Origin of the sequence: Aquimarina sp. AU474, assembly GCF_900312815.1 — a bacterium.
GTDB lineage: Bacteria > Bacteroidota > Bacteroidia > Flavobacteriales > Flavobacteriaceae > Aquimarina.
Genome location: NZ_OMPE01000009.1, coordinates 108,117 through 124,105, shown reverse-complemented (window position 1 = coordinate 124,105; position 15,989 = coordinate 108,117). Strand labels below are relative to the sequence as shown.

Here is a 15,989-nt window from a genome sequence, read left to right as displayed (position 1 = left end):
TTGATAACACTTTATAGTGGGGTGTTGTTTGGTCAAGAAAACGAAACCGTTCGTGATTCTACAAGTACTACATTTTCTTTAGGTGAAATCTCACTACCGGATCCTAATAGTATCGTTACCAAGTACGAATATGATCCCATTACTAATCGATATATATATCGAGAAATGTTGGGGGATTTTAATGTTAGGTATCCTTTGTTTTTAACTCCTAAAGAGTTTGAAGCACTCGTTGCAGAAGAGCAACGTAGAGCTTATTTTAAAGAAAAAATCGAGGCATTTAGCGGTAAAAAAGATGGAAGCGAAGAAAAGCGAAAAAATTTACTTCCCATTTTTTATGTGAATTCTAGTTTTTTCGAATCTGTTTTTGGAGGTAATGAAATTGAAATTGTTCCCCAGGGATCTGTAGAAATGGATTTAGGATTGTTATATACGAAACAGGATAATCCTGCCTTTTCTCCGCGTAATCGAAGTAATTTCACCTTTGATTTTGATCAGCGAATTAGTTTGAGTTTAATAGGTAAGATAGGAACGAGACTGCAAATAACAGCCAATTACGATACCGAATCTACATTTGATTTTCAAAATCAATTAAAATTAGAGTATACACCTACCGAGGATGATATTATACAAAGTATAGAAGTAGGTAATGTAAGTATGCCTTTAAATAGTTCTCTGATTCAAGGAGCGCAAAGTCTTTTTGGAGTAAAGATGGGACTGCAATTTGGTCGAACCACAATTACGGGAGTGTTTTCTGAACAAAGGTCCGAAACCAGATCTGTAAATGTTCAAGGTGGTGGTACTGTAGAGGATTTCGAACTTTTTGCATTGGATTATGATGAGAATAGGCATTTCTTCCTCTCGCATTATTTTAGAGATAACTACGATAACGCTTTGGCTAGTTATCCCTTTATTAATAATAATATACAGATTACTAGAATAGAAGTGTGGATTACCAATCGTGCTACAAGTGCGCAAACACTTACTAATGCACGTAATATTGTTGCACTTCAAGATTTAGGTGAGGCCCCAGACACAGGAAATTTTACCATTCCAGCTACTTTGTTTAATACCGGGCCTGGTGCATTTCCGGATAATGAAAACAATGATCTTAATCCATTTGCGATAGGTCCAGGAGGTCCTATTACCGATGCGGTTAGGCAAATCCCTACTGTTCAACAAGGATTTATTGGCCCAATTTCTGGGTTTAATGAGGGATTTGATTATGCAATCTTAGAGAATTCTCGAAAGTTAAATACTACCGAATATAATTTAAATACTCAATTGGGGTATATTTCTTTGAACCAGCGCCTTAACAATGATGAGGTTTTGGCAGTTGCTTATCAATATACCGTAGGTGGCCAGGTATTCCAAGTAGGGGAGTTTGCTAATGATGGTGTAGATGCCACAATAGGTGACAATACGGATAGTACAGTTGATGTCGGTTCTAGTCAAAGTTTGGTGGTTAAAATGTTAAAAAGCCCAATCACTAATGTAAATCTTCCGATTTGGGATTTAATGATGAAAAACATCTATAGTACAGGTGCATTTAGACTTGAACAAAATGATTTTAGATTAAACATTTTATATACAAACCCTTCTCCTTTAAATTATATAACTGCAGCCGAAGGGTCTACTTTACCTTTACCGGATGATGTAGAACAAACAACACTTCTAAAAGTATTTAATTTAGATAGGCTTAACCCAAATAATGACCCAGTAGCTGGTGGGGATGGTTTTTTTGATTATGTTCCTGGAGTAACTGTGGATACAGAAAATGGTCGTATAATTTTTACATCTATCGAACCTTTTGGGGAGCATTTATTTGATCGATTAGATAATGGTCCAGCGGGATCTATTTATACCAATCCAGATTCATATAACCCAAACCAGGCCGAGTACGTATTTAGAGATCTTTATACACAAACTAAAGTTGTAGCCGAGCAAAGATCGGCTGATAAGAACTATTTTCAGCTTAAAGGAAGGTATAAGTCATCTGGACAAGATGGCATTCCTTTAGGGGCTTTTAATGTGCCACAAGGATCGGTTACTGTTACTGCAGGAGGTAGAGTATTGCAAGAAGGGGTGGATTATTCTGTGAATTATCAATTAGGTAGAGTGAATATATTGGATGAAGCATTATTAGCATCAAATACCCCAATACAAGTTTCGACAGAGAATAATGCGGTCTTTGGGCAGCAAACAAAGCGATTTACAGGGCTTAACATAGAGCATAAGTTTAGTGATGATTTTATTATTGGAGGTACCTATTTGAATCTTAATGAGAGACCAATTACGCAAAAATCTAGTTATGATTTTGAGCCTATTAATAATACGATTTTAGGACTTAATTTAAGCTATTCGACTGAAGTTCCTTTCTTAACTAGAATGGTAAATAAGTTACCTAATATCGATACAGATGTGCCCTCTAATGTGTCTGTTAGAGCAGAAGGTGCCTATCTAATTGCAGGGGCGCCAAAAGGAGCTGAGTTTGATGGTAAAGTAACGACTTATATCGATGATTTTGAAGGTGCGCAAACCAGAATCGATGTAGGTTCTCCTTTGTCTTGGGAACTATCTAGTGTTCCAATTGGTTTTGGTGATCCTGGTGCTCCAAATAGTGGTATTGTCGTTGATGGAATTCAATCGGGTTATCAGCGTGCAAAATTAGCATGGTATTCTATTGATCCAATTTTTTATAGTAATAATAGACCTAGCGGAATAACAGATGAAGATTTAGCATCTAATGCTACAAGAAGGGTGTTTATAGATGAGATTTTCCCTAATACCGATATTGCTCAAGGGCAATCCTTGGCATTATTTACGTTGGATTTAAATTATAACCCAAACGAAAGAGGGCAGTATAACTTTAACCCGGCTTATGCCCCAGGAAGTTCATTGCCTTTACCTGACCCTAGTAATAACTTTGCAGGTATAACAAGACAACTAACATCAACTAATTTTGAACAAGCTAATGTAGAATTTATTGAATTCTGGTTGATGGATCCATTTTTTGAAGGAACAGGTAATCAAGATGCATTAACAGAATCTTCAAGCGGAACCATAGTGTTCAACTTAGGTAATATTAGTGAGGATGTATTAAAAGATGGTAGAAAGCAATATGAAAATGGATTACCATCTCAAGGAACTGATGGTAATACTGTTGATAGTGAATATGCCAGAGTTCCTGTAAATCAATCATTGATTTATGCATTTGATACCGAAGGTCAGGCAAGAACCGATCAGGATGCTGGATTTGATGGGCTTAGTGATGCAAATGAAAAATTGAAACCAGAATTTGCAGACTTCCAGTCACTTGATGACCCTTCAGGAGATAACTATAGATATTTTCTTCAAGGTAGTGGAGATATTTTGGATAGATATAAAGATTACAACGGTACTCAAGGAAATTCACCAACAGATGTAACCAACGATGATCGAGGAAATACAACTTTTCCTACTGCAGAAGATGTGAATAGAGATAACACGATGAATACCATCAATAGTTATTTCCAATATGAGATTCCGATTTTTGAAGGAATGGCGCAAGGAAATGATGGAGGTACAGGTTATATATCTGATGTTGCTCCTATACAGGAAGTCGAAGTAGAGGGAAGAGTTATTCAAACAAGATGGGTGAGATTTAAGGTGCCTATTTATGAGCCGACTAGTGAATTTAATGTTAGTGATTTTAGGTCTATACGTTTCATGAGAATGTTCTTAACGGATTTTGATCAGCCTGTTTTGTTAAGATTTGGGAATTTGGATTTGGTAAGAGGTGATTATAGAAGATACGTGGTAGAAGGGAACCAAACTAACGATCCAACCAGTGGTTTAAATGCTTTCGGAGATACTGAAGTTATAGTAACTTCTGTTAGTGAAGAGGAAACTCCAAATTATGTTACACCTCCAGGTGTAGTGAGAGAGCAATTAAATAACAACAATAATATCATAAGAGAAGATGAAAGATCGTTGGCTTTAACAGTCAACAATCTTCGTTCGGGTGATGCCAGAGGAGTATATAAGAATTTCAATGTAGACATGAGGCAATATGAAAACCTCGAAATGTTCTTGCATGCCGAGCCTGTGCTTAATCAATTAGAGGTTCAAGATGGTGATCTTACTGCATTTATTAGAATGGGTAACGATTTTACCAATAATTTCTACCAGGTCGAATTACCGCTTACGGTTTCGGCTTTAAGTGATGTATCACAAGATGCCGTTTGGCCAGAAGGAAATAGGTTGAATCTTCCATTAGAATTTCTTCAGGAAATTAAGTCAAATGTTTTGGGTGATGATGCCTTAAGTCCAGGAGAACTTAATTATTTCGCAGGGCCAAATGGTCTTAGAGTTGGTGTTAAGGGTAATCCAAATTTTGGTGATATAAGAGTGATGATGGTTGGGGTTAAAAACGATAGCGGGAGTGATCAGACTGGGACAGTTTGGTTTAATGAAATGCGTCTTACAGATCTTAAAAATCGAGGTGGATGGGCTGCTGTTGCTAATATGGATGCTAATATTGCGGATTTTGCAAACGTTAGTGCATCAGGAAGAATTAGTACTATTGGATTTGGTGGTATAGAACAGGGTCCTAATGAAAGAAGTAGAGAAGATCTTAGGCAATACGATTTAACGACAAATGTTAATATTGGTCAATTGCTTCCAAAAAAATGGGGTGTTCAAATCCCTTTTAATTATAGTAGAGGAGAAGAATTAATAACACCGCAGTTTGATCCAGAATTTCAAGATATAGAACTTCAGGATAGACTTGATGGTATTACCGATCCAGATGAAAAAGAAAGGGTTGAAAGACAGTCTACCGATTATACCAAACGACAAAGTTTTAATCTTATAGGATTACGTAAAGAACGCACGGGAGAAGGTAAGCCTATGCCTTATGATGTGGAGAACTTTACATTTTCGGGAACCTATAATCAAACAGATCATCGTGATTTTGAAATAGAGAAATCTTTAGATCAAAATGTAAGATTAGGTGGAACCTATGATTTTAATTTTCAGCCAAAAGAGATTGAACCTTTCAAGAAAATTAAATTTTTAGGGAAGAGTAAATATTTCGATTTGATAAAGGATTTTAATTTCAATTTACTACCTACCAGTATCTCTGTAAATTCGAATATTAATAGACAGTATAATGAGCAGGTGTTTAGAGATATTACTTTAGGTCCTGATGATATTAGATTACCAGCGTTATTTCAGCGTAATTTTCTTTTTGATTGGCAATTTGGGATTAATTACAACTTGACAAAATCTCTAAACTTTAGTTTTACTTCGGCAAACAATAGGATTGTAAAAAACTTTATTGATGAGAATAATGTTGTTGATAATGAGATAGATGTGTGGAGTGGATTTTTTGAGATAGGAGATCCCAATACGCATAACCAGCAGTTGCAAGTAAATTATGAAGTTCCTTTTAAGAAAATCCCAGCGCTTAAGTTTATAAGAGGAACGTATACGTACAACGCAGATTTTCAATGGGTAAAAGGAAGTGAAGCTTTAAAAACATTAGAAGGAATCCCTGATTTAGGGAATACTGTTCAAAATGCAAATGTGCATACGGTTAATAGTTCTCTCGATATGAATACTTTATATAAGTATGTTGGTTTAACTAAAATAAAAGCTGGTAGAAGAAATGCCAAATCGAAAAAGGGAGCAAAAGAAAAAGAGGGACCAAAATTAGAAAATAAAGAAGGAGCAAAAACCAAAGTAAAAACTAAAAAACCTAAAAGTAAATTAAGTATAGGAGATATGGCATACAATACTTTGATAGGTTTGGTTACTTCTGTAAAAAAGGTAAATGTTAATTATCAACAGGATAATGGGATATTATTACCAGGGTATATAAGAGAACCAGGTTTTGTGGGTACTTTAAAGCCTACCGTAGGATTTACTTTTGGTAGTCAGGCCGAAATAAGAGATATAGCGGCACGTAACGGTTGGCTTACCTTATATCAAGATTTTAATCAACAATATCAAGAGGTCGAAGGGAGACAGCTTAATATCCAGGCTTCATTAGGTTTGATTAAAGATCTAAAAGTAGATATCAGTGCCAATAGAAACTATTCTGAAACCTTTACTGAAAACTATAGGGTTAATAGTGATTTAGAATATGAATCATTAACACCTAATGTGTTTGGAAACTTTACAATTTCTACCTTACTTATTAGTACAGCTTTTAAGAAAAGTGACGAATTTACTTCTGAAGCTTTTGATGACTTTAGGGATAACAGACAGGTGATAGCAGATCGTTTGGCAACCGAGTTTTATGGTACGCCTTCGTTTCCAAGAAGCGCAGAACAAGAACCTAATGGATATCGTTATCCTGTAGGGTTTGGAAAAACAAATCAGGCAGTATTATTACCTGCATTTTTATCTGCGTATTCAGGATCTAGTCCAGATAAAGTTCGAAAAGGAGCTTTTAGAGATGTGCCATTACCAAATTGGGACGTAAAGTATACCGGTTTAATGAATTTGAAATGGTTTAAGAAGCGTTTTAAGCGTTTTTCGGTAGCCCATGGATATCGAGCCAATTATACTATAAATCAATTTAGAACAAACTTAGAATTTGAACAAAACAACCCATCTGTAGTTGATCAGGCAGGTAATTTTAGAAACCCTGAGTTGTACTCTAATGTTAATCTTACAGAACAGTTTAGTCCTCTGGTGAGATTGGACATGGAAATGAAAAATTCGATTAAGATTTTGGCAGAGTGGAAAAAAGATCGGGCATTGTCTTTAAGTTTCGATAATAATTTGTTAACCGAAATTCAGGGTAATGAATATATTATTGGATTAGGGTATAGGTTACAAGATCTTACTTTTGCAACAAGGATTGCCGGAAGGAAACAAGTGATCAAAAGTGATCTTAACCTTAGAGCAGATTTATCACTGCGCCAAAACGAAACGTTAATCCGTTATTTAGATTTGGAGAATACTCAAATAACAGCGGGTCAGGATATTTATGGGTTAAAACTTACCGCAGACTATGCTTTAAGTAAAAACCTTACAGCGCTGTTCTTTTATGACCATACGTTCTCTGAATATTCAATTTCAACAGCATTTCCGCAGACTACGATTAGAGGCGGATTTACCTTAAGATATAATTTCGGAAATTAGGTTTTTTGCAATTTCTTCTTCAAGAAGGTTGTTGACAATTGTTTTTTAATAATTTTTTAGCACGGTTTTCTTTAAATCTAATAAAATAGAATTATTTTCGTCGGAAATAATAAAAACTCATAAATACTTTTTTCAGATGAATATTCCTTCAGAATTAAAATATACCAAAGATCACGAGTGGATCAAAATTGATGGTGATATTGCTATAGTAGGCATTACAGATTTCGCACAAGGCGAATTAGGAGATATCGTTTATGTTGAGGTAGAAACGTTAGACGAAGAACTTGACCGTGAAGAGGTTTTTGGTACAGTTGAGGCTGTAAAGACAGTTTCAGATTTGTTTTTACCACTTTCGGGAGAGATAGTTGAATTTAATGAGGGATTAGAAAGTGATCCAGAATTGGTAAATAATGATCCTTATGGAGAAGGATGGATGGTGAAAATCAAAATGTCTGATACTTCTCAAATCGATGACTTATTATCTGCAGATGGGTATAAAGAAATTATTGGCGCATAAATACCTTGTAGCACAAGTTGTTTTATACACCATAGTCATAACCTGGGCATCTTTAGCAAAATTTGTTGTGCCTGTAGATGTCGAAGTAAAAGGAAGTGATAAGATAGGTCACTTTATTGCTTATTTTATTTTTACTGTAGTTTGGTTTTTGTTTTTCTTTTTTTCAGAAAGAAGAAGTGAGAATTTTACCCAAAGTGTGGTTAAAGCTTCGGTTATATGTTTCTTTTACGGGGGGCTTATGGAATTATTGCAAGCAACACTAACTAATTATCGAAGTTCTGATTGGTATGATGTGTTGGCAAATACAAGCGGTATAATTATTGCGGTAATTTTATTGAAAGTATTTGAAAATAAATTGATTAGATTTAACAAGGAGAAGCCGCTAATAGCCTAAATAGGCACTTTTTAAAAAAGTTTTTGTTTCAATAAAAGGTAGTGTAAAAGTTAAAAAACCTATTTTTTGATTTACATTTCAATCTTTAATTGGAAATTACAAAAGAAATTAGCTATTTTAGCAATCCTATAACGTAATATAATTATGGAACCAAAGAAAAATCCTAAATCCGATTTAAGCCGAAGAAGTACCTTGTTCCTTCAACTTGGTCTTATTCTAGTGTTGTTTATAACATGGCGAGGAATAGAGTGGAAAACGTATGATAGAAGTAATATCGATATTGGTCAAGTAAACCTTGATGAATTGGAAGAGGAAGATGTGCCAATTACTCAAAATTTGAATACACCTCCTCCACCTCCTCCACCTCCACCTGCACCAGAAATTATTGATGTAGTAGAGGATGAAGAAGAAGTAGAAGAGACTATTATCGAATCTACTGAAACAAATCAGGAAGAGGAAATCGTAGAGGTTGAAGAAGTAGAAGATGTTGAAGAAGAAGAAGAGATTGCAGATGTACCATTTGCAGTTATCGAAAATGTGCCAATTTTCCCTGGTTGTGAAAATGCCGGAGGAAATGCAGCAAAGAAAAAATGTATGAGTGATAAGGTTAAGAAATTTGTTAACCGTAAGTTTAATACAGAGCTTGGTAGTGAATTAGGATTATCAGGTGTAAACCGAATCTATGTGAGATTTAAAATTGATAGAGGAGGAAATATTGTAGGTGTGCAGGCTAGAGGACCGCATCCTAGATTAGAAAAAGAAGCAAATAGAGTAATTAAGTTGCTTCCTAAGATGACTCCAGGAAAACAAAGAGGAAAAGCAGTAGGTGTACTGTATTCTTTACCAATTGTTTTTCAGGTTCAGGACTAAGGAAAAATATACTTTAAAATATCAGAATCCCGTTACAGTAATGTAGACGGGATTCTTTTTTTGGTATGCTTGTTGATTCAGTTTTAATTGTAACGTTAAAACAAAATATTATGAGTAACAAGCACGATGCTAATGTACGAAAAAGTACATTGGTGAACTTCCAGATTGGACTTATTGCAAGTCTATTATTTACGTATTTTATGTTTGAGGTGTATACGGCTGAGCCTATAGCGAATCATGTGCCTCCTATTACCATTGATAATGAACCATCTTATGTATGGGATGGTAATTTTATTGAGTATCAAGAGCCGAAGAAAAAGGTAGTTGCCGAAAAACGAACTAAACCAGTTGTTAATCCAAATGATTTCGAAATTGTCGATGATAAGGCGGCTATTAATGAGGCTAAAGAGGAGTTCAAAGCAGTGCAGCCTACCGAATCTTACCCGATTGATCCTAGTGAGATAATTGATGCTCCAGAGGATGTGCCAGTCGAGGCTGTTCCTTTTACCAAGATCGAATGGGTGCCTGTTTTTCCTGGATGCGAAACTTTAGAAACTAATAAAGAAAGAGCAGCATGTTTTTCTGATAAGGTTAAAAGAATTGTTTCTAGAAAGTTTAACACAGAACTAGGGCAAAAATATGGATTAACCGGCGTGCAAAGAATCTATGCGCAATTTGAAGTAGATGTAGATGGGGTGATTAAGAATATTAGAGTGAGAGCAGCGCACCCTAAACTAGAAAAAGAAGCAAAGCGAGTAATTGATTTGTTTCCTAAAAAGATGACTCCTGGTATGCAAAGAGGAGTTCCTGTAAAGGTAAAATATCAATTGCCTATTGTGTTTAAAATACAGGATTAAAAAAATAAGAGCCTGTCAATGTATTGACAGGCTCTTTGAATTTTATAGCGTATTTAATCTTATTTGGTAAGACTTAAATAAATTGTCTTTCGCATTCGTTTTGGATTTATAAAACCGCTTCCAAAATCTTTTGCATCGTATTTTGCAGTTAGCGCTTTGTTTTTAACGACTGCATCTTCAGATGAACCTGCGTCTATTTCCTTTTGAACATTAGCTGTAACTTCTTTTAGCATTGTCAAGAAACCTTGTAAATCTTTTTTGCTTGCCAACGCTCCGTGACCTGGGATGATTTTTGTGTCATCATTTGCGATAAGTAATGCTTTTTCTGAGGCTTTGATATATCCTTTGATACTTCCGCCAGAGTTTAAGTCTACATACGGGTAGCGACCATTAAAAAACGTATCACCCATGTGTAGGACATTTCCGTTTGCAAAATAGATCAACGCATCTCCATCAGTATGTGCATTATGTACATGATATGCTTTAACGTTTTCATCTTTAAAGTATAATTGCAATCCTTCATCAAAGGTAATTACAGGCAAAGTGTTTGAGTTAACACTCCCTTTTTCTTTTTGTGCATTCTCCATTCTTGATCGTACATTTTTTTGAGCAAAGATTGTGGCGCCTTGTTTGGTCATATTTTCGTTTCCTCCCGTATGATCTCCGTGATAATGTGTATTAATTACCATAGTTACGGGGTTGTCGCTTATTGTTTTAAGTCCAGTAAGAATTTTTTCGGATAACCTTGCGAATTGGTCATCTATAATAAATAATCCTTTTTCATTTTTAAAAACACCAATATTACCCCCTTGACCAGTGAGCATATATATGTTTTCAGAAACAGGATCTATGGTGATAGTAACCTCTTTTTGTTGTGCGCTAGAAGTAAACCAAATCAGGGATAATCCTAGGATAAATAATTTTTTCATAAATGTTATTGTGTGTTTTAATTCGTTTTGTCGCGAGGAAAATACAAAAATTACAACCTATTACTCTTTTGATAATCAAATTGTTCTGTTAGAAATTGCTTATTTGTAAGGTCGTTAAAAACGAATTAGAAAGATGATAGGTGTTAAAAGGTGAATTATAGAGAGTTATAAGTTGTCTAAAAAGCTTTTAAGATATATCTTTGCACCACTTTTAAAAAAGCTATTTAGAAAACGTGCAAGATTTGAGCATAACCCAAGTCGATACTACAAAAATTTCTGTTGTTCAGGATTTTAAAGAAATTACAAAAATGCGCTTAGCGTTAAGTGTTGTTTTTTCTTCGGTAGCGGGATATTTGTTAGGTGTAGAAACGGTGTCTTGGAGTACTCTTTTACTTTTGGCAGTAGGAGGGTATTTTATGGTAGGAGCTTCTAATGCATTTAACCAAGTCATCGAAAGAGATTTGGATAAGCTTATGAGTCGTACCAAAAACAGACCGGTCCCATCAGGGAGAATGTCTGTGAATACAGCACTTGCTATCGCAACTGTTTTTACTATATCTGGTATTATTGTATTGTATATTATCAATCCGCAAACTGCAATGTTTGGGGCAATTTCAATATTTATTTATGTTAGTTTATATACTCCTTTAAAGACAAAAACACCTCTATCTGTTTTTGTGGGTGCTATACCAGGTGCTATTCCTTTTATGTTAGGTTGGGTGGCTGCTACAAATGATTTTGGAATCGAACCAGGCACCTTGTTTATGGTGCAATTCTTTTGGCAATTCCCGCATTTTTGGGCGATTGGATGGTTTTTGTATGAGGATTATAAAAAAGGCGGCTTTTTTATGCTTCCGACGGGTAAAAGAGATCAAGGTACAGCCGTACAGGTAATTATTTATACACTTTGGACCGTAGTAACTTCAGTAGTGCCAGTATTTGGTGTGACAGGTAAATTATATCTCACACCCGTTTCTGGGGTTATTATTTTAATTTTAGGACTGATTTTATTAAGATCTGCAATTCGATTATATAAAATTAGAGATGCCAAAGCGGCTAAACAATTGATGTTGATGAGTGTTTTGTATATAACACTGTTACAGATTATATATGTTGCAGATAAATTTATTAGAGTATGGATTTAACACAAGGAACTACACAAGAGAAAATAGATAGATCGAAAAAGACGATGATGTGGTTTGCTATGGTTAGTATGGCAATGGTGTTCGCCGGTCTTACTAGTGCTTATGTGGTTAGTAAAACTAGAAAGGATTGGTCTACCGATTTGGTTTTTCCTCAACCTTTTATATATAGTATATTAGTTGTATTGGCAAGTAGTGTTACATTTTATCTGGTTAAGAAAGCAATAGAGAATAATAATAGAGGTATGGCTACGGCATTGTTGTTAACGACATTGGCTTTGGGTGTATTATTTGTTTTCTTGCAGTTTGAAGGTTTTAATGATATTGTTAATCAAGGGTATCATTTTACAGGCCCTACTTCAAATATCATTTCTACCTTTATGTTTATCATTGTGGTAACGCACTTAGCGCATATTGTAGGAGGACTTTTAGTTCTTTTAGTAGTAATTTATAATCATTTTAAACAAAAATATAAAATAGGTCAGACACTTGGTCTTGAGCTCGGTGCTATGTATTGGCATTTTGTTGATTTCCTGTGGGTTTATCTGTTTTTGTTTTTGTATTTCGTGAAATAAGCCTTAATCTGTATATTCAGTACTATAAAAATGTATTTGCAAATTGAATCACATTTGATTTAATTAAAAATAGATTTGGGGAGGTGAAATGATAAAATTGATTATTTTTGTGGAAAATTTAACAATACCAAATTCTTTATATGGAAACAGCTGTTACTAAAACAGGTACAGAGGATAAGATCTGGGGGGGTGGGAACGAGCCACTCAAAGTGAGTTACGGTAAGATGATGATGTGGTTTTTTATCGTTTCAGATGCACTTACATTTTCAGGTTTTCTTGCCGCATATGGTTTTTCAAGATTTAAATTTATTGATTCATGGCCTATAGCAGATCAAGTATTTAATCACTTTCCATTTTTGCATGGAGTTGATGCTCCAATGTATTATGTGGCTTTAATGACGTTTATACTTATCTTTTCTTCGGTTACAATGGTGTTAGCAGTTGATGCGGGTCACCACATGAAACAGAAAAAAGTAATTTTATATATGTTCCTTACTATTATAGGAGGAGCGATTTTTGTTGGATCACAGGCATGGGAGTGGAAAAACTTTATTAAAGGTGAGTACGGTGCAGTAGAGACTAAAGGGGGGCAGATTTTACAATTTTTGGATACCGACGGTCATAGAGTGGCATTAAAAGATATTGCTATTGTAGATTCGCATAAAGATAGAACACAGCACGAAAGAAAAAACGGAATTTGGTTTGATAAAGAAGCTGCGCTTCCTACATATACCGTTGAAGAAATAAGAGCTGGTTTTGCCAAGAATAAAGATTTATTGATTAGAACTCAACTTTTAACCGAAAAAGGAGAGAAAACGATTTTATCAAGAGAAGAATCTTTAAGAAGATTAAAAGCAGATGCTATAGGGGTTGTAGAAGGTGCTAACCTAATCCATAATGAATATGGGACTCCGTTATTTGCTAACTTCTTCTTTTTTATTACAGGTTTTCATGGTTTTCACGTATTATCTGGAGTGATAATTAACATCATCATCTTTATCAATGTTATTCTTGGTACTTATGAAAGAAGAAAGAATTATGAGATGGTAGAGAAGGTTGGTTTATACTGGCACTTTGTCGATTTAGTATGGGTATTTGTATTTACATTCTTTTACCTGGTTTAATAAAAATTAGTAGTTAGATAACATGGCACACGATACAGCACATCACGAATCAAACATAGGAAGAATCTGGAAAGTATTTTTTTTACTTTCAGTAATTACAATAGTAGAAGTAATTTTGGGTATTATAAAACCTGCGTTTTTGATAGAAACGACAGTAATTAGTATGAAATTACTAAATTGGATTTTCATTATTCTTACTATTTGGAAAGCATATTATATCACCTGGGCATTCATGCACATGGAAGGTGAAACTAAAGGATTAAGAAGATCTGTAGTTTGGACGGCAATCTTCTTAATTTGTTATTTGATATTTATCCTTCTTACCGAAGGAGATTATATATACGAAGTGTTTAAAGGAGGATATAAAGCCTGGGACTTTTAATCCTTTGTATGTTTAGTTAAAAGCATTGTAAAAAGACGGTTTTTAAACCGTCTTTTTCTATTTTTGTACGCAATTTATTCATGTTTAAAAAAGTAAAAAGATACGGGTAATGAAAAAGTTTCTTGTCTTAGGTATTTTATTTGTATTACCTCTGGTAGCGTATTTATTTTTTGCTTCAGGAGTACACAATTTTGCAAAACTTCCAGTATTGAATAATGAGGTGGGAGGAGTTGAAAATTTAGAAGAACTTTCTAAAGAAAATATTACTTTAAAAAATAAGATTACCGTACTAGGATTTCTGGGTAAAGATGTACACAATAAACAAGGTAACGCTTTCAATTTAAATCAGAAGATTTATAAAAAAAATCATGGCTTTCAAGATTTTCAATTCGTAATGGTATTGCCTTATGGAAGTGAAACGGCTGTAAAAGAACTCCTTGATGAGTTGGATAACATAACTGATGTCTCTCAATGGAAATTTGTTTTTGGTACGCCAGAAAGTATTAAAAGCCTTTTTGCTACACTTAAGACACCTCACCGATTGGATGCTAATTTAGCAACCAACTTTGTCTATATTATTGATAAAGATGGAAATTTAAGGGGTAGGGATGAGAATTTAAAAGAAAATGAGCCAAAAGTATATGGTTACGATGCTAGTTCTGTTGCGGATTTATCAAATGTAATGGTTGATGATATCAAAGTAATATTAGCCGAGTATCGTTTGGCCTTAAAAAAATACAAAGCAGACCGTAAAGATAAATAGTAGTCATGAAAAAATATTCATACGTTGGTATTTCGTTTATCATTTTACTATTTGGGATTATTTTTGTTCCCAAGATAGTAAACAGAGTTAAAGGGACTTCGGTGGTTAAAAATGACCGAATGAGTGCTAGCAATCCTATTGCTAATGAAAAACTTGCTTATATCAAAATTAATGGAGAGCCCAAAAAAGTTCCGGAATTTGCTTTTTTAGATCAAGACAGTATTTTGATTACTAATCATGATTATAGAGGTAAAGTATATATAGCAGAATTTTTCTTTACTAGCTGTCCTACCATTTGCCCAAAGATGAATAGAAATTTGGTGTATTTACAAAATGAGTTAAAGGATTATGTAGATTTTGGGGTGGCTTCATTTACTATTAACCCCAAGTTTGATACTCCCACTAGGCTTAAGAAATATGCCGAAAATTATAAGGTTACTAATCCTGATTGGCATTTTTTAACTGGTGACCGAGAAGATATTTATGATTTGGCTAATGCAGGGTTTAATATCTATGCAGCCGAAAACCCTGATGTTCCTGGAGGTTTTGAACATAATGGTTATTTTGCCTTAATTGATCAAGAAGGATACATAAGGTCAAGATATGATGCTTCTGGCAACCCTATTATTTATTATAGAGGTACTATTGGTGTAGAAGAAAGGGTAGATAAAAACGGAGAGGAAGAACAAATAACGGTATTATTAAAGGATATTAAAAAATTATTGAAAAAGGATGAATAGCCTATCAGAAATAGAAAAGAAGTATAACAAATGGATTATCATCTTATCTATTATTATTCCATTGGCAGTTGTTGTGCTATTTGGAGTTAATTTAAAAAGGATGGGATTTGATGTAGAACCCCTTTCTTTTTTACCACCAATTTATGCATCTGTAAATGCACTAACGGCAGTTTTATTGATAACCGCATTATGGGCGGTAATGAATAAAAAGATAAAGTTGCACGAAAGATTAATGAAAACGGCTATTTTGTGTTCAATACTCTTTTTAGTAATGTATGTGGCATATCATATGACAAGTGATTCTACAAGTTTTGGGGGTGAAGGGATTATTAAATACGTATATTATTTTATTTTAATAACTCATATTGTGTTATCGGTTGTTGTTATTCCGTTTGTATTAGTAACCTATGTGCGAGCCCTTGCACAACGTTTTGATAAACATAAAAAAATAGCCAAAATCACATTTCCTATTTGGCTGTATGTGGCTATTAGTGGTGTAATTGTTTATATTATGATATCGCCTTATTATTCGTAACTGAGTATCGTCTTAATTGCTTCAGTAATT

General features: G+C 34.4%; 13 protein-coding genes. 12 read left to right on the top strand and 1 reads right to left on the bottom strand.

Annotated elements, in window-relative coordinates:
- The 5 genes from sprA (at window position 1) to DK508_RS14310 (ending at window position 9,769) form a co-directional block, all read left to right on the top strand.
- Window positions 1-7,131 (top strand): cell surface protein SprA, encoded by a 7,131-nt coding sequence (gene sprA, locus DK508_RS14330; RefSeq protein ID WP_235016416.1) that lies wholly within the window; start codon window positions 1-3, stop codon window positions 7,129-7,131.
- 136 nt (window positions 7,132-7,267) lie between these two features.
- On the top strand, window positions 7,268-7,648 hold the full coding sequence (gene gcvH, locus DK508_RS14325; RefSeq protein WP_109301481.1) for a glycine cleavage system protein GcvH: 381 nt from the start codon (window positions 7,268-7,270) through the stop codon (window positions 7,646-7,648).
- Window positions 7,620-8,042 (top strand): VanZ family protein, encoded by a 423-nt coding sequence (locus DK508_RS14320; RefSeq protein WP_160114721.1) that lies wholly within the window; start codon window positions 7,620-7,622, stop codon window positions 8,040-8,042. Before gcvH ends, DK508_RS14320 begins: the two co-directional genes overlap by 29 nt.
- Window positions 8,043-8,186: 144 nt before the next feature.
- On the top strand, window positions 8,187-8,912 hold the full coding sequence (locus tag DK508_RS14315; RefSeq protein ID WP_109301479.1) for an energy transducer TonB: 726 nt from the start codon (window positions 8,187-8,189) through the stop codon (window positions 8,910-8,912).
- 110 nt (window positions 8,913-9,022) lie between these two features.
- The gene (locus tag DK508_RS14310; RefSeq protein ID WP_160114720.1) at window positions 9,023-9,769 is read left to right on the top strand and encodes an energy transducer TonB; all 747 of its coding nucleotides are present in this window, start codon (window positions 9,023-9,025) and stop codon (window positions 9,767-9,769) included.
- A gap of 59 nt (window positions 9,770-9,828) precedes the next feature.
- On the opposite strand, the gene DK508_RS14305 is transcribed toward DK508_RS14310, so the two are convergent.
- The gene (locus DK508_RS14305; RefSeq protein ID WP_109301477.1) at window positions 9,829-10,698 is read right to left on the bottom strand and encodes an MBL fold metallo-hydrolase; all 870 of its coding nucleotides are present in this window, start codon (window positions 10,696-10,698) and stop codon (window positions 9,829-9,831) included.
- Window positions 10,699-10,940: 242 nt separating this feature from the next.
- On the opposite strand from DK508_RS14305, the gene cyoE reads away from it, so the two are divergent.
- The 7 genes from cyoE (at window position 10,941) to DK508_RS14270 (ending at window position 15,959) form a co-directional block, all read left to right on the top strand.
- Window positions 10,941-11,843, top strand: coding sequence for a heme o synthase (gene cyoE / locus DK508_RS14300; RefSeq protein ID WP_109302725.1), 903 nt, complete (start codon window positions 10,941-10,943; stop codon window positions 11,841-11,843).
- On the top strand, window positions 11,834-12,415 hold the full coding sequence (locus tag DK508_RS14295; RefSeq protein ID WP_109301476.1) for a cytochrome c oxidase subunit 3: 582 nt from the start codon (window positions 11,834-11,836) through the stop codon (window positions 12,413-12,415). Before cyoE ends, DK508_RS14295 begins: the two co-directional genes overlap by 10 nt.
- Window positions 12,416-12,555: 140 nt before the next feature.
- Window positions 12,556-13,539: a cytochrome c oxidase subunit 3 gene (locus tag DK508_RS14290; RefSeq protein ID WP_109301475.1), complete on the top strand. Its 984-nt coding sequence runs from the start codon at window positions 12,556-12,558 to the stop codon at window positions 13,537-13,539.
- A 22-nt stretch (window positions 13,540-13,561) separates the two neighbouring features.
- Window positions 13,562-13,921, top strand: coding sequence for a cytochrome C oxidase subunit IV family protein (locus DK508_RS14285; protein WP_109301474.1), 360 nt, complete (start codon window positions 13,562-13,564; stop codon window positions 13,919-13,921).
- Between the two features lie 109 nt (window positions 13,922-14,030).
- Window positions 14,031-14,684 carry a hypothetical protein gene (locus DK508_RS14280; protein ID WP_109301473.1) on the top strand — a complete coding sequence of 218 codons (654 nt, stop codon included), beginning with the start codon at window positions 14,031-14,033 and terminating at the stop codon, window positions 14,682-14,684.
- A 5-nt stretch (window positions 14,685-14,689) separates the two neighbouring features.
- The gene (locus DK508_RS14275) at window positions 14,690-15,424 is read left to right on the top strand and encodes an SCO family protein (protein ID WP_109301472.1); all 735 of its coding nucleotides are present in this window, start codon (window positions 14,690-14,692) and stop codon (window positions 15,422-15,424) included.
- On the top strand, window positions 15,417-15,959 hold the full coding sequence (locus DK508_RS14270) for a DUF420 domain-containing protein (protein ID WP_109301471.1): 543 nt from the start codon (window positions 15,417-15,419) through the stop codon (window positions 15,957-15,959). The genes DK508_RS14275 and DK508_RS14270 overlap by 8 nt, the downstream gene beginning before the upstream one ends.
- Window positions 15,960-15,989 lie beyond the last annotated feature (30 nt).

Coding starts and splice junctions, on each gene's coding strand:
- gcvH (WP_109301481.1), top strand. CDS start 7,268: ATGAATATTCCTTCAGAATTAAAATATACCAAAGATCACGAGTGGATC.
- DK508_RS14320 (WP_160114721.1), top strand. CDS start 7,620: ATGGGTATAAAGAAATTATTGGCGCATAAATACCTTGTAGCACAAGTT.
- DK508_RS14315 (WP_109301479.1), top strand. CDS start 8,187: ATGGAACCAAAGAAAAATCCTAAATCCGATTTAAGCCGAAGAAGTACC.
- DK508_RS14310 (WP_160114720.1), top strand. CDS start 9,023: ATGAGTAACAAGCACGATGCTAATGTACGAAAAAGTACATTGGTGAAC.
- DK508_RS14305 (WP_109301477.1), bottom strand. CDS start 10,698: ATGAAAAAATTATTTATCCTAGGATTATCCCTGATTTGGTTTACTTCT.
- DK508_RS14295 (WP_109301476.1), top strand. CDS start 11,834: ATGGATTTAACACAAGGAACTACACAAGAGAAAATAGATAGATCGAAA.
- DK508_RS14290 (WP_109301475.1), top strand. CDS start 12,556: ATGGAAACAGCTGTTACTAAAACAGGTACAGAGGATAAGATCTGGGGG.
- DK508_RS14285 (WP_109301474.1), top strand. CDS start 13,562: ATGGCACACGATACAGCACATCACGAATCAAACATAGGAAGAATCTGG.
- DK508_RS14280 (WP_109301473.1), top strand. CDS start 14,031: ATGAAAAAGTTTCTTGTCTTAGGTATTTTATTTGTATTACCTCTGGTA.
- DK508_RS14275 (WP_109301472.1), top strand. CDS start 14,690: ATGAAAAAATATTCATACGTTGGTATTTCGTTTATCATTTTACTATTT.
- DK508_RS14270 (WP_109301471.1), top strand. CDS start 15,417: ATGAATAGCCTATCAGAAATAGAAAAGAAGTATAACAAATGGATTATC.